An 18,076-nucleotide genomic window follows, 5' to 3' on the forward strand; every position below is an offset into this window, starting at 1 on the left:
GTGGAATTGAAGTGCCCCCCGCTATATGAAGGCACGCCACAGACAGAGCAACGCAAATAACAAGCCTATAGCATCTCGTCAAGTCATGCAAGGCGTTTCGTCCACAACCCGGTCCAGGCGTGAGTGACGAATCCGGCCAGGCCGTTGATCGCCAGCATCCACGAATTCTCCACCGCATTCCAGGTGTAGACGCGCCGCACCGCGGACCGTTGCGCCAGTGCCCGGTGGTTGGCGATCTTCAGATGCGCCCCGAGGCGGTGACCGCGATGCTCCGCGGCCACGAGGGTCGCCCCCTGCCATCCCGCCTCAGTTCGGTCCGTCGGTTCGCTGACCTCCGTGAACCCGACCGCTTCCCGCCCGCACAGGGCGAGCGCGGTGTGCATGGTCTCCCCTGCCCCGATCCGCTCCGCGTCGAGCTGACGCACCCGATCGGCGTCCCAGGTCTCCTCCTCCATCAGCTCCGCCGCGCCCGGGGCGTCCGTCGACATCCGCTGGTGCAGATCGGCCATCCCGTCCAGGTGCTCCTCGGGCGTCGCCCCGGTCCAGGTCACGACCGCATAAGCCGCAGCGAGTCGGCCGATGTCGATCTGCGTGGCGACTGCGGTCTCGGCTCGTGAGCAGCGTTCGACCTGCTGGAGGGCGAAGCCGCGCCGGCTGAGGAACTCCACCGCGGGCAGGGCGGCAGGCAGGCTGCCCGCTCCGGAGGCGGCAGCCAGGTGCGGGCTCCGCCGCTCGGACGCACAGGCGGCGACGGCGATCTCGTTGAAGCTGCGCAGCTGCGTCCGACCGTCCGCGGCCAGGTCCGCCTCCATCCGCTCGAGCAGCGCTGTGCCCAGCCCGCACCGACGAAGCCGGGGATCCACGGCCAGCCAGATCTCGGCCTGGTCCACGTTGTCATGCAGACTCAGGTGGGCGATCCCCCTTGCGACGATCTCCCCGCCGAGGCGACCGACCCAGAATTCGCGCGTCGTGTACTCGGTAGCGGTGAGGAACTCCTGCCGCACCCGGCTCGGCAGCGGGTCGAAGTCGGGTCCGAGTCCCGATGCCGCGTTCTCCCTGGCGTCGAACTCGAGGACTTCGTCGATGAAGGTCACGATCCGAGCTGGGTCGAGCGCGCCGGCACGGACCCGGGCGATGTCCAGGTGGGCGATGTCCGGGTGGGCGATGTCCGGGTGGGCGATGTCCGGGTGGGCGAGGTCCGGGTGGGTGAGGTCCATGGCCGTCCTTGCGGTGGAAGGGATCGTCCACAGTTTAGACTCCAGTCATGGCGAAGGTGAATGTTCTCAGTCTCAACCCCGCCGGGGTCAACTGCTCGATCGTGACAGGCAGCCGGCGCAGCCTGATCGTCGATGCCGGCCCGGGACCGAACACGGCCAGGGTGCTGGCGCACCGCGCGGCGGCGCTGAGCGAGGAGGCCAACGGCCGTCCCAACCCCATCGACGTCGTCACCACCCATGACCATTGGGACCACTTCTTCGGCAATGCCTCCCTCGTCGCCGAGGGTGCCGAGACCTTCTACGCCTCCACCTCGTTCGCCGCCGATCAGGAGGCCACCGCGTGGATCGCGCTCGATGCGATCCGCAGCGCCCCCGAGACCTCCGAGTTCGCCCGTGAGCTGCCCGAGGACCCCGGTGACCTCCTCGTCGAGGTGACGCCGGTGGAGGAGGCCGAGCTCGACCTCGGGGACTGCCCGGTCGAATTCCACGTCCTCGGCGGACATTCCACGGTCGATGTCGTGATCCGCCTGCCCGACCTCGGGGTCGTCTTCACGGGCGACCTGGTGGAGGAGGGCGATCCCCCGCAGGCCGGCAGCGATGCTGCGCTGGGCGAATGGGTGCGCAGCCTCCAGACGCTCCTGGCGTTCGACGAGGCGACAGTGTTCGTGCCCGGGCACGGGGTGCCGGTCGACCGGGACTTCGTGGCCCGGCAGTGCGCGGACCTCGAGGGCTATCGCACGATGTCCTCCGACGCCGAGGTGGCTCTGCCTGCCCGGTCGATGCCCGGTGAGCATGACCGGACGTTCCCGCGGGAGTGCGCACTGCGGCTGCCCTAGACCTGTTCGGGCCGCTGCCGCTGGAGGGCGGTGACAAGGTCCCCGCCGATGACGCCGAACAGCGTCTGCGACCAGATGCTCGTGCCCTCGACGTAGGGCTTGTTCCCGTCGAAGATCCACTGCAGCTGATGCCCGGCGCGCAGGTCGCCGGCACAGTCGGCGCACACGGGGACGCGCACGCTCTGTCCATCGGCGTCGACGCGCGCGGTGGTCCGGGCCTCCCCGTGCAGTGGGTTGACGGTGCACAGGCTCTGCGGGAGCCCGGCCCTGGCTCCGCGCTTCCTCCGGTGCTCCCCCACCTCGGCGATCTCCCGTCCTGCCTGCCGCAGCAGCACCATCGCTCCGGCGAGGTCGAGGCGGTTCGCCGACTCGTCGTCGACGATCGTCCGTGCCCATTGGTACGCGTCGAGCGCCCGCGAGACCCGGGCGGCATCCTCCTCGTCGAGGGTGCGCAGACGCAGCCGATCCAGCTTGGAGGCGATGGTCGTCGTGTCGGCGTGGATGCTCTCCCGCAGGGACCTGCGCTGGAGCGAGTCGACCTTGTGGAGAAGATCGCCGGGCAGCGCGAACGCCTGCTGCCGGCGCGCCTGCGCCCTCCTCTCCCGCAGGTTCCGCAGGAGGAATACGCCGGCGATGACGAGCGCGAGGACGAGGATCGCGCCGCCGAGGAACAGCGGGGCGAAGCTGCCCGACGTGTCCTGGACGACCTCGCCCTGCCCGACCTCCTCCACGGTCGCACCCGGGAGATCGTCCGGAGCGGTCTGCGGGTCGGCGTAGAGGTCGAGGAGCATGTTGAGCTTCGTCAGTGACGGGGTCGAGTGGCTCCATGTGTCATAGCCGACGGACATCTGCTCCATCACCTGCATCTGGAGTTCGTGCTGGTCCTCGAAGTGCACATCGACGGCGAGGTCGGACGTGCCGTTGATCATGATGAAGGAGCCCTCGCCGCCGTTGAAGACCTTGATCTGCTCGAGCAGGTCCCGATCGATGTGCTCATCGGGCACGGCGATGACGTAGACGTCGAAGTCGAGGCTCTCGGCCTTCGTCTTCGCGGTCTCCAGCAGGCGCGCGTCGAGCTGGCCCGCAACGGCCGGATCGACGTGGAACGGGTCGGCCTTCAGCCCCTCGGCGATGGATTGTGCGTCCACTTCTCAGCCCTTTCGGTTCGTGGTCGGCGTGGTGCCGCGAAGACCTTCACGGCGGTGCCGGATGGCGGCGATGATGTACGCACCGGTTCCGGTGATGAGCAGGCCGATGATGAGCCCGAAGCTCGTTCCGGCGACTGCCGAGCCCGTTGGGTAGTCGAGGACGCGGGGGTTCGGGTCCGTGTTCTCATTGACCACGATGGGATCGCCGTTCTCGTCGACGATGGAGCTGCCGACCAGCCCGCCCTCGTAGGTCTCGGCCTCCTTCAGTGCGCGGACCCAGGCCAGCCCCGTCGCGGAGTAGGGTTCGTTGATCTCCCCGAGGTCGGGGCGCTCCTCGACGCGGCGCACCACGCCCCGGTGACCCAGTCCCTCGCTGACGCTGCCGATGGTGAGCACGGTCGCCTGCTCGTCGTCGAGCTCTGCGGCGATGCGGGCGCCGATGAGGTCGAGGTCCCCATCGGCGTCGTCGACCTCGGAGCTGGCGACGAAGGCGACGTAGATGGGCACGTCGAGCCCTGCGACCTCCTCGCGGATCGCGTCGAGGTCGGCATCGACCATCTCGAACGCGAGGTATTCGTCGACGTGGATGACGTCACCGTCGAAGGTCTCGGCGATCTGCTGGTATCGGCTGCGGTCGTAATCAGGATCGTATTGGCTTTCGATGCAGTCGGAGTAGATCGAATCGACGAGGACGTCGTCGCTCTCCTCGACCGCAATGCGCTCCTGCTTCGCCTCCTCGAACAGGGAGGCGCTGTAGGCGGTGGAGCCGGCGGCGACGCCTGCGAAGACGACAATCGAGATGCCGATGCGGATCCAGCCCGGGTGGCGGCTGCCCTTGCCGCCGGCAGCTCTGCCCGGGGCGGTCTTGTCCGCGGCTCGGCCCGGGGCGCTTCGGGTGAGTGGTCGGCGGCCGGTCATCGCTGCCCCGATCCCGGCGCACCGTACTCGGCGACTGCGTCCTCGAGGGCGGCGAAGCTGCCGAACCCGGACAGCGCATAGGCGTCGTGTCGTTGGAAGTACGGAATGGGGCGAGCCTTCCTGACTCCCGTGTTCTTCGGCACCATGAGGCACTCCGGTTCGTGCCCGGCGTTGAGGTCACGGCGGCAGTCCGCACACAGCCGCACGGTCAGGGTGGTCCTGCCCTGTGTCCAGGCGAAGGGTTCGATGTCGCGGTCGTGGGAGGGGAAGAAGAAGCAGAACTGCGGCTCTCCGCCCGCCTCGTCGGCCCTCCGCTTCGCAGAGGCGGCAGTCAGTCGCACCGAAGCGGCAGCCAGTCTCGCCGAGGCGGCCCCCAGGCTCCTCCGCACCCAGGCGTCCGTGCGGGTGAGGGAATGGATGGCGTGCCGGTGGGAGAAGTCGGGGTCGCTCGCCCATCCCGGGTGGGTCTCGATGATCGCCGCAATCGCATTCTGCACTCGCCGTCCTCGATCGAACAGCGACCACTGCGCCTCGTCGTCCGTCACCGGCTCCGGCAGCTCACTGAGCGAACGCTCGCACCTGCGGATCAGATTGTGCGCCCGGGTGAGTTCGGGTGCGGTCGTCAGCGTTGTGCGCCATTCGTACTTCGTCCGGCGCCGCAGCAGCCAGGCGCCCAGTCCGGCGGCGGCGACGGCGGTGGCGGCGAAGACGAGGGCGTCGGGATCGCCGTTGTCGAGGCCCATGGCCTCGATGTAGTCGTCGTCGCCCTCGCCCACGTCCGGCGGATTGAAATCGGGCGGTGGTGGCGGCTCGTTCCCCTTCGCCGTGGCCAGCAGCACGCCGAGGTGATGGGGCACGGCTAGTTCGACGGGCAGGAAGTCCCCGGAGGCCGAGCGCTGCAGCTGATCCGATCCGGTCGGAATGGAGGGTCCATTGTCGTCGACGAGGTAGGCCAGAGTCCGGGCAGCGCTCTCCGCCTCGGTGAAGACGACGAGAGTCCGATCGGCACCGGTCTTCTCATGCATCGTGTAGGCGAGATCGGCGGTGAACCGGGTCCAACCGTCGGAGCTGCGAGCAGGGATCGGCAGGGTCGGGACGATGGCGATGAAGTGGGGCAGCCCGGGTTCGACTGCGTCGGCGGATGCCCGCCGCAGTGCAGTCATCTGCTTGGGCGTGAGGCCAGGGGTGACGTTCGGATCGATGAACAGCGGATCGCGTTCCCAGGACGCCTGCAGACGAGTCGCCAACCGCTCAAGCAGCTCTGCCTGGGTTCGCCCCGTCGTCGCATTCACCGCCCCATCATAATATGAGAGCCGACCCTGCGATCTCGCGAGGAGCCGGAACGGGCGTTCCGGATCGGGAACACGAAAGAACCCCGCAGCTGAACTGCGGGGTTCTTCACTGTGCCGAGCGCTAGGCTGCGGCAGAGGTCATCACTTGAGGGTGACGGTTGCGCCTGCGCCCTCGAGGGTTTCCTTGGCCTTGTCGGCAGCTTCCTTGGAAACGCCTTCCAGGATGGCAGCCGGAGCCGAGTCGACGAGGTCCTTGGCTTCCTTCAGTCCGAGGGAGGTGAGTCCACGAACTTCCTTGATGACGGGAACCTTCTTCTCGCCGGCCGATTCGAGCACGACGTCGAATTCGGTCTGCTCTTCAGCAGCTTCGGCGGCGCCACCGGCAGGGGCGGCGACAGCAACGGCAGCAGGTGCGGCTGCTTCGACTTCGAAGACCTCTTCGAAGGTCTTGACGAACTCGGAGAGTTCGATCAGAGTGAGCTCTTTGAACGCTTCGATGAGCTCGTCGGTGGTGAGCTTAGCCATGGTGGCCAGTCCTTCCTGTGGTGGTCACGATCGGTGACCGGTTTGTTGGGGTGATGCTCAGGCGTCGGCAGGAGCGTCGTCCTGCTTTTCGCGGAGGGCATCGACGGTGCGAGCGGCCTTGACCAGCGGAGCGGTGAAGAGGTAAGCCGCCTGGTGGAGGCTTGCCTTCATGGCACCAGCTGCCTTTGCAAGCAGCACTTCGCGGGATTCGAGGTCGGCAAGTTGGTTGACATGCTCAGCACTGAGAACGGCGCCATCGTAGTAGCCACCCTTCACAACGAGCTGAGCATTCGCCTTGGCAAAGTCACGCAATGCCTTCGCAGCCTCTGGTGGTTCACCGTTGACGAATGCGATCGCGGTGGGCCCCGTCAGGTGCTCATCGAGATCGTTGATTCCGGCTTCTTTGGCTGCAATGGCAGTAAGCGTATTCTTTACCACGGCGTAGCTGACGTTCTCACCGAGTGCACTGCGCAGTTCTTTCATCTGCGCAACGGTGAGACCGCGGTACTCGGTCAGCAATACAGCGTCGGAGGACTCAAACTGCTGCTTGAGCTCCTTCACTGCGGCTGCCTTGTCTGGCCTCGCCATGGTATTCCTTTCGTACAGGCGCCGATCGTGTCCCGACACCAAAAAGAGCGCTCCACGCAGGTAGGCGCAGAACGCTCATCGAGAACACGAATGTCCGACGAAGACGAATCTTCAGCTCACCTGCGCAGGTCACTCCTTGCGGAGTCTTCGTCCACGAGCAGCAGGATCCGATTGCGAATCTTGATGGACCCGTGGAGACCGACGGTCTTGGGTGATTCCAGCTTAGCCGCCGAGGCCCAGGCGCGTCCAATCGGGAGCGCGGACCCCGCGGAGACCTTGGCCACGCTCCCGGAGGCCCCGCATCCGGTGCCGAATGCGCGAGCGCCCCACCTGGCCACGAATGCCCCGACACTTCACACCGGCTGCAAGTGGGGCGCTCGTGGTGGAGCGGGGCGCTCGTGGTGGAGTGGGGCGCTCGTGGACAGCGCCGAAGGCGGCACAGTCCGCCGGACCGGGCTCAGAAGAATCCGAGTGCCTTGTCCGAGTAGCTGACGAGCAGGTTCTTCGTCTGCTGGTAGTGGTCGAGCATCATCTTGTGGTTCTCCCGCCCGATGCCCGAGGCCTTGTACCCGCCGAAGGCGGCATGGGCCGGGTAGGAGTGGTAGTTGTTCACCCACACGCGTCCGGCCTGGATGTCGCGCCCTGCCCGGTAGGCGATGCCGCCGTTGCGGCTCCACACCCCGGCGCCCAGGCCGTAGAGAGTGTCGTTGGCGATCGACAGTGCGTCGTCGTAGTCGCTGAAGGTCGTCACCGACACGACGGGGCCGAAGATCTCCTCCTGGAAGATCCGCATCCGGTTGTGGCCCTTGAAGATCGTGGGCTGGACGTAGTAGCCGCCGGACAGGTCGCCGTCGAGCTCGGCACCCGCACCGCCGGTGAGCACCTCGGCGCCCTCCTGCCTGCCGATGTCGAGGTAGGACATGATCTTCTCGTACTGATCGTTCGAGGCCTGTGCGCCCATCATCGTGTCCGTGTCGAGCGGGTTGCCCTGCACGATCTTCTCGGTCCGGGCCACGGCTGCCTCGAGGAAGTCATCGGCGATGGACTCCTGGATCAGTGCGCGCGACGGGCAGGTGCAGACCTCGCCCTGGTTGAGCGCGAAGAGGGTGAAGCCCTCCTGCGTCTTGTCCCAGTAGGCGTCGTCGGCGCTCATCACGTCCTCGAAGAAGATGTTGGGGCTCTTGCCGCCCAGCTCCAGCGTCACCGGGATGATGTTCTGCGAGGCGTACTGCATGATCAGCCGGCCCGTCGTGGTCTCGCCGGTGAAGGCGATCTTCGAGATGCGCCGATTCGAGGCCAGCGGCTTCCCTGCCTCGGGGCCGAAGCCGTTGACGATGTTGAGGACGCCGGGCGGAAGCAGATCGCCGACGAGCTCGGCGAGGACGAGGATCGAGGCCGGAGTCTGCTCAGCGGGCTTGAGCACGACGGCGTTGCCTGCGGCCAGCGCGGGGGCGAGCTTCCAGGTGGCCATGAGCAGCGGGAAGTTCCACGGGATGATCTGTCCGACCACGCCGAGGGGCTCATGGAAGTGGTAGGCCACGGTGTCTTCGTCGATCTGGGACAGGCTCCCCTCCTGCGCCCGAATCGCCGCGGCGAAGTAGCGGAAGTGGTCGATCGCCAGTGGCAGGTCGGCGTTGAGGGTTTCGCGAACCGCCTTGCCGTTGTCCCAGGTCTCGGCGACCGCGAGCATCTCGAGGTTCTCCTCCATCCGGTCGGCGATCCGGTTGATGATCAGTGCTCTCTCGGCGACCGACGTCTTCCCCCACCCCGGTGCTGCGGCATGGGCGGCGTCGAGGGCCGTCTCGATGTCCTCGGCGGTGCTGGCGGGGATCTCCGTGAACGGACGGCCGGTCACCGGGCTGGGATTCTCGAAGTAGTTGCCCTGGGCCGGCGCCACCCACTCGCCGCCGATCCAGTTCTCATAGCGGGACTTGAAGCTGACGAGCGAACCGTCCTGGCCGGGCTGTGCGTATACAGTCATTGCAACTCCTTTGCTGCGTCCTCTGTGACCGGAGTCATCTCTCCGTTCGGTCTCACGCTAGCGAGTGCAACGTTGCATCATGGTTGCATCAGCGGCCGAGCGCCTCCAGGCGGACGACGACCGCGTTGCGTTCGGGGGCCTCGGCCGGCGCCAGGCGCAGCAGCGTCATGAGCGCCTCAGCGTCGTCGCGGGCGATGTCGAGGCTCGTGTAGCGCCACAGCTGCTGCCAGGTGCCGTGCTCGAGCAGGGTCTGGCGCAGCAGAGCTTCGATCTCGGCCCGCACCTGAAGGATCCCGGGTGCCTCCGTACCGGGAAGCACCGATCCTCGGCAGAGCTCGAGTGCGGTGTCGATGTCGCCGAGCTCCAAGGCCCGGCGGGTCCGGGTCAGGTCGCTGTCGAGCCGGCCGCGGATCCGATAGGGCCGGGCTTCGACGCCCACGGACGGCATGGTTGAGATCGCCCGGCGCAAACGCGCCAGCTCCGCCCGCACCGTGACCTCGCTGCCCCCGGCCGACCACAGCTGCTCGACCAGCCCGCCACCGGTGATGCCGTGCGGGTGGAGTTCGAGGAGCAGGAGGATCTCCGCATGCCGGTTCGTCAGGATCAGTCTTGTGCCGTCGGCGTCGGTGAGCGAGGGCATCGCTCCCATCACCTGCAGTCGAGTCGCAGACGCCGGCACCGCCGCCGAGGTGGGCCCCGGGGCCGCCGTCCTGCGCAGGCCCCGGCCGGGCTCGGAGTTCCCGATCCTGCTCAGGCTCTCCCCCGCCGCGCGGGCCGTCGCTGCCAACAGCGGCATCACCAGGGAGGAGACCGCATCGTCACCGCCGGTGACATCGATGATGCCGAGCACCTCGCCGGTGGTCGGGTCGGTCACCGGGACGGCGCTGCAGCTCCAGGAGTGCACCTCGGCGGCGAAGTGCTCGGCCCGGCTGATCTGGACCGGCGCGCCCGACCGCAGCGCCAGCCCCGGGGCCGAGGTTCCCATCGTGTCCTCGGACCAGTCGGTGCCCGGGAGGAAGCCCATCGCCTCGGCGCGATTGCGCACGGTGCGTTCGCCCTCGATCCAGAGCAGGCACCCCTCGGCGTCCCCGAGGGCGACGAGCATGCCCGCATCGACAGCAGGTTCGATGAGCCGGGAGCGCAGCAGCGGCATGACGGTGTGGAACGGATGGGACCGGCGCACCTCGGCGAGCTCATCGGACTGATATCTCACCCGCGTCCGCACGGCGGCGGGATCCCGCAGATGGGACACCGACCGAGCCCAGGATTCGAGGATGGACGGCCGGACGCCGAGGCTGGGGTCGGGTGAGGCGGTGATGTCGTGGAGATTGTCATGAGCGCGGCGGACTCTGCGCTGGTAGTCGTCGCCGAGGAGGGCCATCGGGTTCATGTCGAGCTCTCCCCCACCTCCATCGGCGTCGTCCACGACGGGAGATGTCGTGCTGTCCATAATCTATCGAGGTGCGGCGCAGGTCACAAGGGGAGACGACGAAGAGCGGGTGGGAAGTGATGTTCTCACTTCCCACCCGCTCTCACAGGTTCCGCGTCAGACGCGGACCTCAGGTGCGACGATCAGACGCGCAGCGACGAGTGATCGACCGGGACGCCGGGACCGTTCGAGGTGGTCACGGTCGCCTTGGTGATGTAGCGGCCCTTCGAGGAGCTGGGCTTGAGGCGGAGGATCTCCTCGATCGCGGCGTCGAAGTTCTCCTGCAGCGCCTGCTCGGAGAAGGAGACCTTCCCGATGATGAAGTGCAGGTTGGAGTGCTTGTCGACGCGGAATTCGATCTTTCCGCCCTTGATGTCGGTGACGGCCTTGGCCACATCCATGGTCACGGTGCCGGTCTTGGGGTTGGGCATCAGGCCACGGGGACCCAGCACCTTGCCCAGACGTCCGACCTTGCCCATCATGTCGGGGGTCGCCACAGCGGCGTCGAAGTCGGTGAAGCCATTGGCCACCTTCTCCAGCAGGTCATCGGAACCGACGAAATCGGCACCTGCTTCGCGAGCTGCCTCTGCACGGTCGCCGGCGGCGAACACCAGGACCCGGGCGGTCTTACCGGTACCGTGCGGAAGGTTGACGGTGCCGCGCACCATCTGGTCCGCCTTGCGGGGGTCAACACCCAGGCGGAGGGCGACCTCAACGGTGGCGTCGTACTTGGCCACGTTGGTGTCCTTGGCCAGGGCGATCGCCTGAGCCGGTTCGTACTTCACATCGGCGGCGAGTTTCTCTGCCGCGGCCTGGTAGGCCTTTGAACGCTTTGCCATCTGCTCTTCTCCTTGCAGTCGTGGTGTGGGCCGCGCGAGCCCTGCCACAGTGGTGTCTCTGGAATCAGGCGTGAGTGCCGTGTTCTCAGAGCTTGATGTCGGTGGTCACGCCCATGGAGCGAGCGGTGCCGGCGATGATGCGGTCGGCCTGTTCCAGGTCGTTGGCGTTGAGGTCGGGCATCTTCGTGGTGGCGATCTCACGCACCTGCTCGGCGCTCAGGTGAGCGACCTTGGCGGTGTGCGGAGTGGCCGATCCCGACTTCACTCCTGCAGCCTTCTTGATCAGCTCGGCCGCCGGAGGGGTCTTGAGAACGAAGGTGAACGAACGATCTTCGTACACCGTGATCTCGACGGGAACGATGTTCCCGCGCTGGGATTCCGTGGCGGCGTTGTAGGCCTTGCAGAATTCCATGATGTTGACGCCGTGCTGGGCAAGCGCCGGACCAATTGGAGGAGCCGGGTTGGCGGCACCTGCCTGAATCTGGAGCTTGACGAGGCCGGCTACCTTTTTCTTGGGAGGCATGTACGGTCCTTAATCTAAAAGTTGTGACGTGCCCGAAGCTGCGACACGTCGCTTGAAGCCGGTCCTGCCGATTCAGGCCGACAATCAAACCACACCAGTATTCCATGCGCTGAGGCTTGCGAGCAAACCGCAGTGAAGCGGGTCACGTGGGTGGCTGAACGGCGACAGGGCCGGCGTTCCCGCCGGGCCCTGTCGCCGAAGTTCTAGAGTGGGTGGTGCTCAGAGCTTGGACACCTGGTCGAAGCCGAGCTCGACGGGAACGTCGCGCTCGAAGATCGACAGCAGAACCGTGAGCTTCTGCGAGTCGGGACGGATCTCCTGGATCGTCGCCGGGTGACCCTCGAAGGAGCCCTCCTTGACGAGCACCGATTCGCCGATCTCGAACTCCACCTCGGTGATGGGAGCCGCTGCGGCCGCCTGATCCCGAGCGCCCTCGGTGGCGGCGGCTTCGGCCTGGCGCTCCTCGAAGACGGGGGCGAGCATCGTGAAGACCTCGTCGATCGACAGCGGGACCGGATCGTAGGCGTTGCCCACGAATCCCGTCACACCCGGGGTGTGGCGGACCGCGCCCCACGACTCGTCGGTGAGTTCCATCCGCACGAGCACGTAACCCGGGATGCGCACGCGGCGAACTTGCTTGCGCTGACCGTTCTTGATCTCGATGACGTCTTCCATCGGGACCTGGATCTCGAAGATGTAGTCCTCGAGGTTGAGGCTCACGGCCCGGTTCTCGAGGTTCTGCTTCACGCGGTTCTCGTAGCCGGCGTAGGAGTGGATGACGTACCAGTCACCCTCCTGCATGCGCAGCTCCGACTTGAATTCCTCGGCCGGGTCAACGGGCTCTTCGTCCGCTGGGGCACCCTCGGCATCGGCGGCGGAGTCCGCCTCGGCGTCGTCGGCGGCCTTCGCGTCGGGGTCGACGTCGGCGCCGGATTCGGTCTCGGCGACGGACTCGGAGTCGGGGTCGACGTCGGAGTCTGCGGCTGGTGCAGCGGTCTCCGCTTCGGCGCCCGCGCTCTCGGTCGCGTCCTCGACATCAGTGGTCGCTGGAGCAACGTTCGCCTCTTCGGCGGTGACGTCCTCCGTCTCAGGGGTTTCCTGTTCAGATGAACTGGTTTCCGACACCGATCAATTCCTCGCTTCGCGTGTAGGGACAACTCGTACAGAAGAGAGTTGTGAGAGTGTGCAGGTGTTGTCAGACATCGTATCCGAGTCGAGAGGTCACAGCCGAGTCCCGAGGTCGCAGCCGAGCCCGGACGTCACAGCCGAAGCGGCCGGGTCACTGTCCGGCGCAGGTCACCACAGGGGCCAGATCGGAGTCCCGGCGAAGACGAATCCGACGAGCTTGCCGAACACGAGATCGAGCGCCGTCACCAGCAGCATCATGAACAGGATGAATCCGAGCACGACGAGGGTGTAGTTGACGAGCTGCTTGCGAGTCGGAGTGACGACCTTCTTCAGCTCCGCCATGACCTCACGGAAGAACTGGAGGATCCGTCCGAAGAATCCGAGCTGCCTGCGACTGGCGGCGCTCTTGGGCGCGGCGTCAGTCTTCTTTGCCGGTGTGTCGCTCACACATCCTCACTCGGTTGGGTTCAACGGGGACTGCACAATTGCTTCGAGCCAGTCGAGGACTGCGTCTTGCCGATGTGATTCGACGAAGATCAACTGCGCAGGGGTGACAGGACTCGAACCTGCAACCTACGGTTTTGGAGACCGTTGCGCTACCAATTGCGCCACACCCCTTCGATTCGACACTCTCGATTCAGTTCCTCGAGTCGTGCCCAACCACGAGAAACGAGCATACCGTCTCCGGCGGCGATTAGTCGAACCGAAGCCTCCAGCGTGTCGAAGATCGCACTCCCCCGCCCTGGTCACAGGCCCGTTCAGGCGGCCGCGGAGGTCCCCTCGGGAGGCTGGGCCACGAGCGGCACCGGCTCCGGGAACCGGATCCAGGGCCCCACCGTCACCTTCCGATCGGGTCCGACCGTGATGATCTGCATGTCGATCGGCTGCTTCGTCCGATCGTCGATGCGGATGACGCTGAGCTCGGCGTCCATCTTCAGCGGTCCGGGCGTCAGGGAGTCGGCCAGGGCACCGCCCGTCGTCGAACTCACATACCGCACCCCGAGCCCCGAGGGTTCGGGCCCGACCCGACGATGCCAGTGCCCGCTCAGCGTGTAGTCCGCACAGCCGGCGCGCAGGGAGGGGGCGCCGATTCTGGCGTCGTGGATGAGCATGATGTCGAAGTCGGTGGAACAGGCCTCCTGGCGCAGCTTCTGCGCGTACTGATCGGCGGTGAGACCGGTTTCGAGCTGCGGTCCCGAGCCGAAGACTGTGCGCCGCGGGTCCGGTCCGCCGAAGAACGTCACTCCCGCGAGTTCGGCGCGTGAGTTCTCGAGCACCTCCCATCCCCTGCTCTTGGCGTGGTCGGTGGTCTCGGTCGAATCATGATTGCCCTTGACCACGACCTTCGGCAGGTCCTCGGGCAGCTCCTGGTCGAGGACGTCGAAGCAGTAGTTCTCCGCCGAGGTGCCGGTCATCGTGATGTCGCCGCCGTCGATGTAGCCGTCGGCGTAGGACAGGGACACGACCTCGCCGAGCACCTGTGCCATCCCGACGTTGCAGTGCAGGTCGGATCCGAAGACGAAGGTCGACACGTTCGCGCCGATTCCGCCCGAGGTCGCGTCGGGGCCGGGGACCAGACCGCGGGCCGACCAGTTGCCGGTCAGCGGTCGCTCGTCCCATTGGGCGTGGAGGTCGGTGATCGCCCCGCCGTAGAACTCGTCGTTCTTCGCGGCGAAGTCCTCGACCGCTTTGACGCCCGTGTCGATCACCCCGCCGAGGCGGCCGGTGAGCTGTCCGCCCTCGAGCGGAGTCCCGGCGAAGGCAGGATCGGGCACGAGCGGGTCGGGCCGGTTGAGGGCGGCGACGCCGAGACCTCCGAAGGCGAGGACTGTGACGACTCCGATCGCGATGAGCTCGCGGCCTGCCAGCACCCGCCAGACATCACCGGGGCGGATGGGGCCGAAGGCGAAGGCGAGCGCCACCCCGACGCCGCTGAGGACGGCCACCGCCAACGCCCAGCGGGTGAGGACATCGCGAGTGAGCCCCTCGACGATCTGGTCGATCTGAGTCTGCGGGGAGGAGAAGAGCAGCGCATAGGAGGCGACGTCGCCGCCGAGGGCGTCGAGGGTTCCTCCGCTCGGGTCGTCCGGTCCGGCGTCCTTCGCGGTTCGACGCTCGGAGGCGGCGGCCGGCGATTCCTTGTCCGAATCCCCGGCGACGGGGATCTCACCGACCTCGATCGCCAGCCCGAGACCGGCCGGCAGATGCTTCTCGGCGGGCAGGAGCAGCTTGCCCAAGGGGCCGAAGTCGAGCGTCAGCCGCGAATCCGCGGTGACCTCGTAATGCGCTTCGTGCGGGCCGAAGGTGAGATCGGCTTCCGCACTCAGCACCGCCCAGGGGAGGCTGATGACGGCCGTCGTGGCGAGCAGGACGAGCAGGGCTGAAAGTCTCCGTGGAACCGACACGGGCGCCATTCTAGAGATGTCGCTCGAGACGTGGCCATGCCGTCCGGGACGTGACCGTGTCCACCGGGACGTGACCGCTAAGGTTGGAGTGATGACGGATCACATCGAGTCTCTGCCCAAAGCGCACCTGCACCTGCACTTCACCGGGTCAATGGCCGTCGACACGTTGCGCGAGCTCGCCGCCGAGGCGGGTGTGTCGATGCCCGAGCAGCTGCTGGGCTCCACCCCTCTGGACCTCAGCCCCGACGAGCGCGGATGGTTCCGCTTCCAGCGCCTCTACGACATGGCTCGCGGGGTCGTGCGCGGGGAGGACGTCATGCGCAGGCTGGTCCGGGAGGCCGCCGCGGCCGATCGCGCGGAGGGTTCTCGGTGGCTCGAGCTGCAGGTCGACCCGACCTCGTATGCCCCGTTCGTCGGAGGCATCACCCCGGGCCTGGAGATCATCCTCGACGAGGCGGCCGCGGTCAGCGACGCCGATTTCGGGATGGCGATCATCGTCGCCGCGTCACGCACGCGCCATCCCCTCGATGCCCGGACGCTGGCCCGCTTGGCCGTTCGGTTCGCCGGCGAGGGCCCGGGCAGCGTGGTCGGATTCGGTCTGTCCAACGATGAGCGGCGCGGGGTCACAGCAGAGTTCTCCCGCGCGTTCGCCATCGCTCGCCGAGGCGGCCTGCGGTCTGTGCCTCACGGTGGCGAGCTTCTCGGTCCCACCCATATCCGCGAGGTCGTCGCGGCGCTGGATCCGCACCGCCTCGGGCACGGGGTCCGCGCCGTCGAGGATCCGCGGCTGCTCGCCGAACTGGTCGAGGCCGACGTCGGGTTCGAGGTCTGTCCCGGCTCGAACGTGTCCCTCGGCGTGTACCCGGACATCACCGAGGTGCCGCTCTCGGCTCTGATGAGGGCGGGTGCGAAGGTGGCGCTCGGGGCCGATGACCCGCTCATCTTCCGATCGCGCCTGGCCGATCAGTATCGGTTCGCACAACGGCTGGGGCTGGGCCCGTCCGATCTGGCCCGGCTGGCCTCGGAGTCGTTCGACATCTCCGCCGCGCCCTGGGACATCAGGGCCCGGGCACGGCGGGACCTCGACGACTGGCTGCGCACCGCCGGCGCTTGAGTCGGACAGGCGCTGAGCGCACCCGATCAGCGACCCTCTCAGAGTGAGCAGGCGATGAGCGTCGGCTCGGGTTCGAGGGTGATGGCGTATTTGTCCTCGACCCCGGCGACGATCGTGCGCGCGAGTTCGAGCACATCCTCGGTGCTCGCCCGGCCGCGGTTCGTCAGCGCCAGCGTGTGCTTGGTCGACAGGCTCGCGCGGCCCTCACCGACGCTGTGGCCCTTGGAGAATCCCGCGTGCTCGATCAGCCACGCGGCCGAGGTCTTCGTCTTCCCCTCGATCGTCGCTCCGCTCAGGGGGTCGATGACGGGATAGCGGGGAGCCTCGACGGGCAGGACGTCGGCGTCGGAGACGATGGGGTTGGTGAAGAACGACCCGGCCGACCAGGTGTCGTGGTCCGCCTCCTCGAGCACCATGCCCTTGGACTTCCGGAGCGCGATCACGGTGTCGCGGACGAGGGAGGCGGGCGCCGTCTGACCGATCTCCAGGTCCAATGCGGAGGCGAGCTGGGCGTAGCGGACCGGCAGCGACTGCGCATCTCGGCGGAGTCCGAAGCTCACGGAGAGCACCAGGTACTGAGTCATGCCCGAGGTCTGCTGAGCACGCTTGAGCGCCGAGGTGCGGTAGCCGAACTCCAGCTCGGCGGCGGTCAGGGTGCGCACCTGACCGGCGATCCGGTCGTAGACCTCGATGGAGATGATGAGCTCTCCGACCTCGGTGCCGTAGGCTCCGACGTTCTGGATCGGGGTGGCACCGACCGAGCCGGGGATCCCGGACAGGGCCTCGAGGCCGCTGAGTCCGCGGGCCAGCGTCAGCGCCACGATCTCGTCCCAGTTCTCCCCCGCCTCCACGGTGACGATGGCTTCGGTCTCCGAGGTCTCCTCGACGACGACTCCGGTGGTGGCCACGAGGCACACGTGTCCGTCGAAGCCGGCATCGGAGATGAGCAGGTTCGATCCGCCGCCGATGAAGAGCACGTCGGTGTCGCTCGGCGTCGACAGGCCGAGAGGGTGGGCACGGCAGAACTCGATCAGCTCGCCGCGGGTCCGCGCGGGGGTGAGGCTCTGCGGCGGGCCGCCGAGGTGGAAGGTCGTGAGTTCGGCCAGTCTCACCGGGCGGCTCGAATCTGTGTGCGGCTGAGCACTTCCGACTCTCCTGCCCGCACCGTGGCGTCGATGCGCAGGGTGCCGGCCTCGGCGTCGACGGCGCCGATCTTCGCCTCGAGGGTGAGCGAGGCGGTGGGGGTGGCGGGCGAGCCCGATTCGGCGTCGGGGACGAGCACGGGGGCGGAGAACCGGGTGCGGTAGTCGACGATCGCGCCGGGATCGCCGAGCCAGTCGGCGATGGGGGCGACGACGAGCGCCATGGAGAGCATTCCGTGCGCGATGACCCCGTCGAGCCCGACTTCGGTGGCGAACCGCTCCGACCAGTGGATGGGGTTGTGGTCGCCGGAGGCGGCGGCATAGTCGATGAGGGAGGCGCGGGACAGCGGGATCTCCTCGGTGAGGATGGTGTCGCCGACGCTCAGCGTCGTCAGGTCATTCATGCGGCGTCTCCTCTCACGACGATGGTCGAGGTCACGGTGACCACCGGCGCCTCGGCGTCGTCCGTGATCTCCGTGCGGGTGGTGATCATGGCGTTGGTGCCCGCTGCCCGCACGCCGTCGACGTGGGTCGTCGCCCTCAGCCGATCGCCGGCGACGATGGGGCGGGTGAAGCTGAACTGCTCGGAGCCGTGGACGACCTTGGAGAAGTCGATGCCCGATTCCGGGTCGGTGATGTAAGCGGATTCGCTCTTCTGCGCGATGATCACGGCGAAGGTGGTCGGGGCGATGACGTCCGCGTAGCCGAGGGCGGCGGCCGCCTCGGCGTCGAAATGGCAGCTGGCGCCTGCTCCGGTGGCGTGCGCGAATTCCGCGATCGCCTCCCGCGACACTTCGTAGGGTCGAGGCAGGGAGTAGCTGGCCCCCTGCTTGTCCGTGTTCACCGGCATCGTCGTACTCTCCTTCGCAGATCTGGGTGGCTCCAAGCCTAGCCGCCCCTCCCCCGCGCCCGGGAATCGGCGCCGACTGCCGGGCGCGGTCGCCACCGCTGCCGGGCGCAGGCCGCAGCTGTGCTGATCAGAGGTCGGGAG

18 protein-coding genes and 1 tRNA gene are annotated in these 18,076 nt (G+C 67.3%); 2 read left to right on the forward strand and 17 right to left on the reverse strand.

Going from position 1 to position 18,076, the window contains the following annotated elements; all coding sequences use genetic code 11:
* Window positions 1-83: 83 nt before the first annotated feature.
* Window positions 84-1,217 carry a GNAT family N-acetyltransferase gene (locus tag RIT73_RS02170; RefSeq protein WP_309130409.1) on the reverse strand — a complete coding sequence of 378 codons (1,134 nt, stop codon included), beginning with the start codon at window positions 1,215-1,217 and terminating at the stop codon, window positions 84-86.
* Window positions 1,218-1,264: 47 nt separating this feature from the next.
* Here RIT73_RS02170 and RIT73_RS02175 point away from each other — a divergent pair, with 47 nt between their 5' ends.
* Window positions 1,265-2,053, forward strand: a complete 789-nt coding sequence (locus RIT73_RS02175; protein ID WP_309130410.1) for an MBL fold metallo-hydrolase — start codon at window positions 1,265-1,267, stop codon at window positions 2,051-2,053.
* On the opposite strand, the gene RIT73_RS02180 is transcribed toward RIT73_RS02175, so the two are convergent.
* The 13 genes from RIT73_RS02180 to RIT73_RS02240 all read right to left on the reverse strand — a co-directional run bounded on the left by RIT73_RS02180 (window position 2,050) and on the right by RIT73_RS02240 (window position 14,829).
* Entirely contained in the window at window positions 2,050-3,201 is a 1,152-nt protein-coding gene (locus tag RIT73_RS02180) for a hypothetical protein (RefSeq protein ID WP_309130411.1), read from the reverse strand. The genes RIT73_RS02175 and RIT73_RS02180 overlap by 4 nt on opposite strands.
* Before the next feature lie 3 nt (window positions 3,202-3,204).
* The gene (locus RIT73_RS02185; RefSeq protein ID WP_309130412.1) at window positions 3,205-4,119 is read right to left on the reverse strand and encodes a hypothetical protein; all 915 of its coding nucleotides are present in this window, start codon (window positions 4,117-4,119) and stop codon (window positions 3,205-3,207) included.
* The gene (locus tag RIT73_RS02190) at window positions 4,116-5,411 is read right to left on the reverse strand and encodes a hypothetical protein (RefSeq protein WP_309130413.1); all 1,296 of its coding nucleotides are present in this window, start codon (window positions 5,409-5,411) and stop codon (window positions 4,116-4,118) included. The genes RIT73_RS02185 and RIT73_RS02190 overlap by 4 nt, the downstream gene beginning before the upstream one ends.
* A gap of 141 nt (window positions 5,412-5,552) precedes the next feature.
* Entirely contained in the window at window positions 5,553-5,936 is a 384-nt protein-coding gene (rplL, locus tag RIT73_RS02195) for a 50S ribosomal protein L7/L12 (RefSeq protein ID WP_309130414.1), read from the reverse strand.
* Window positions 5,937-5,993: 57 nt separating this feature from the next.
* Window positions 5,994-6,524 carry a 50S ribosomal protein L10 gene (gene rplJ / locus RIT73_RS02200; RefSeq protein ID WP_309130415.1) on the reverse strand — a complete coding sequence of 177 codons (531 nt, stop codon included), beginning with the start codon at window positions 6,522-6,524 and terminating at the stop codon, window positions 5,994-5,996.
* Between the two features lie 457 nt (window positions 6,525-6,981).
* Complete coding sequence (locus RIT73_RS02205; protein ID WP_309130416.1) at window positions 6,982-8,505, reverse strand: aldehyde dehydrogenase family protein; 1,524 nt, start codon at window positions 8,503-8,505, stop codon at window positions 6,982-6,984.
* An 88-nt stretch (window positions 8,506-8,593) separates the two neighbouring features.
* Complete coding sequence (locus RIT73_RS02210; RefSeq protein ID WP_309130417.1) at window positions 8,594-9,955, reverse strand: GAF domain-containing protein; 1,362 nt, start codon at window positions 9,953-9,955, stop codon at window positions 8,594-8,596.
* Window positions 9,956-10,077: 122 nt separating this feature from the next.
* A complete protein-coding gene (rplA, locus tag RIT73_RS02215; protein ID WP_309130418.1) occupies window positions 10,078-10,773 on the reverse strand; it encodes a 50S ribosomal protein L1 in 696 nt (231 codons plus the stop codon).
* Between the two features lie 85 nt (window positions 10,774-10,858).
* The gene (gene rplK / locus RIT73_RS02220) at window positions 10,859-11,296 is read right to left on the reverse strand and encodes a 50S ribosomal protein L11 (RefSeq protein WP_309130419.1); all 438 of its coding nucleotides are present in this window, start codon (window positions 11,294-11,296) and stop codon (window positions 10,859-10,861) included.
* A gap of 219 nt (window positions 11,297-11,515) precedes the next feature.
* Window positions 11,516-12,421, reverse strand: coding sequence for a transcription termination/antitermination protein NusG (gene nusG / locus RIT73_RS02225; protein ID WP_309130420.1), 906 nt, complete (start codon window positions 12,419-12,421; stop codon window positions 11,516-11,518).
* A 171-nt stretch (window positions 12,422-12,592) separates the two neighbouring features.
* The gene (secE, locus tag RIT73_RS02230; protein WP_309130421.1) at window positions 12,593-12,871 is read right to left on the reverse strand and encodes a preprotein translocase subunit SecE; all 279 of its coding nucleotides are present in this window, start codon (window positions 12,869-12,871) and stop codon (window positions 12,593-12,595) included.
* Window positions 12,872-12,969: 98 nt separating this feature from the next.
* Window positions 12,970-13,042, reverse strand: a tRNA-Trp gene (locus tag RIT73_RS02235).
* 140 nt (window positions 13,043-13,182) lie between these two features.
* The gene (locus RIT73_RS02240; protein WP_309130422.1) at window positions 13,183-14,829 is read right to left on the reverse strand and encodes a metallophosphoesterase; all 1,647 of its coding nucleotides are present in this window, start codon (window positions 14,827-14,829) and stop codon (window positions 13,183-13,185) included.
* A gap of 91 nt (window positions 14,830-14,920) precedes the next feature.
* Here RIT73_RS02240 and RIT73_RS02245 point away from each other — a divergent pair, with 91 nt between their 5' ends.
* Entirely contained in the window at window positions 14,921-15,943 is a 1,023-nt protein-coding gene (locus tag RIT73_RS02245) for an adenosine deaminase (RefSeq protein WP_309130423.1), read from the forward strand.
* A 38-nt stretch (window positions 15,944-15,981) separates the two neighbouring features.
* Here RIT73_RS02245 and RIT73_RS02250 read toward each other — a convergent pair whose 3' ends face one another.
* Genes RIT73_RS02250 through RIT73_RS02260 form a run of 3 tightly spaced genes read right to left on the reverse strand, consistent with a single transcriptional unit; the run spans window position 15,982 to window position 17,935 of the window.
* Entirely contained in the window at window positions 15,982-17,055 is a 1,074-nt protein-coding gene (locus tag RIT73_RS02250) for a UDP-N-acetylmuramate dehydrogenase (protein WP_309130424.1), read from the reverse strand.
* Entirely contained in the window at window positions 17,052-17,489 is a 438-nt protein-coding gene (locus RIT73_RS02255) for a MaoC family dehydratase (protein WP_309130425.1), read from the reverse strand. The genes RIT73_RS02250 and RIT73_RS02255 overlap by 4 nt, the downstream gene beginning before the upstream one ends.
* Window positions 17,486-17,935, reverse strand: a complete 450-nt coding sequence (locus tag RIT73_RS02260; protein WP_309130426.1) for a MaoC family dehydratase N-terminal domain-containing protein — start codon at window positions 17,933-17,935, stop codon at window positions 17,486-17,488. The genes RIT73_RS02255 and RIT73_RS02260 overlap by 4 nt, the downstream gene beginning before the upstream one ends.
* Window positions 17,936-18,076 lie beyond the last annotated feature (141 nt).

The sequence above is a fragment of the Brevibacterium sp. genome (assembly GCF_031179145.1).
Lineage (GTDB): Bacteria > Actinomycetota > Actinomycetes > Actinomycetales > Brevibacteriaceae > Brevibacterium.

What these genes read in the sequence shown, in the direction of transcription:
- RIT73_RS02210 (WP_309130417.1), bottom strand. Translation starts at nt 9,955, where the DNA reads ATGGACAGCACGACATCTCCCGTCGTGGACGACGCCGATGGAGGTGGG.
- RIT73_RS02185 (WP_309130412.1), bottom strand. Translation starts at nt 4,119, where the DNA reads ATGACCGGCCGCCGACCACTCACCCGAAGCGCCCCGGGCCGAGCCGCG.
- RIT73_RS02205 (WP_309130416.1), bottom strand. Translation starts at nt 8,505, where the DNA reads ATGACTGTATACGCACAGCCCGGCCAGGACGGTTCGCTCGTCAGCTTC.
- rplA (WP_309130418.1), bottom strand. Translation starts at nt 10,773, where the DNA reads ATGGCAAAGCGTTCAAAGGCCTACCAGGCCGCGGCAGAGAAACTCGCC.
- rplL (WP_309130414.1), bottom strand. Translation starts at nt 5,936, where the DNA reads ATGGCTAAGCTCACCACCGACGAGCTCATCGAAGCGTTCAAAGAGCTC.
- rplJ (WP_309130415.1), bottom strand. Translation starts at nt 6,524, where the DNA reads ATGGCGAGGCCAGACAAGGCAGCCGCAGTGAAGGAGCTCAAGCAGCAG.
- RIT73_RS02260 (WP_309130426.1), bottom strand. Translation starts at nt 17,935, where the DNA reads ATGCCGGTGAACACGGACAAGCAGGGGGCCAGCTACTCCCTGCCTCGA.
- rplK (WP_309130419.1), bottom strand. Translation starts at nt 11,296, where the DNA reads ATGCCTCCCAAGAAAAAGGTAGCCGGCCTCGTCAAGCTCCAGATTCAG.
- RIT73_RS02175 (WP_309130410.1), top strand. Translation starts at nt 1,265, where the DNA reads ATGGCGAAGGTGAATGTTCTCAGTCTCAACCCCGCCGGGGTCAACTGC.
- RIT73_RS02170 (WP_309130409.1), bottom strand. Translation starts at nt 1,217, where the DNA reads ATGGACCTCACCCACCCGGACCTCGCCCACCCGGACATCGCCCACCCG.
- RIT73_RS02255 (WP_309130425.1), bottom strand. Translation starts at nt 17,489, where the DNA reads ATGAATGACCTGACGACGCTGAGCGTCGGCGACACCATCCTCACCGAG.
- RIT73_RS02245 (WP_309130423.1), top strand. Translation starts at nt 14,921, where the DNA reads ATGACGGATCACATCGAGTCTCTGCCCAAAGCGCACCTGCACCTGCAC.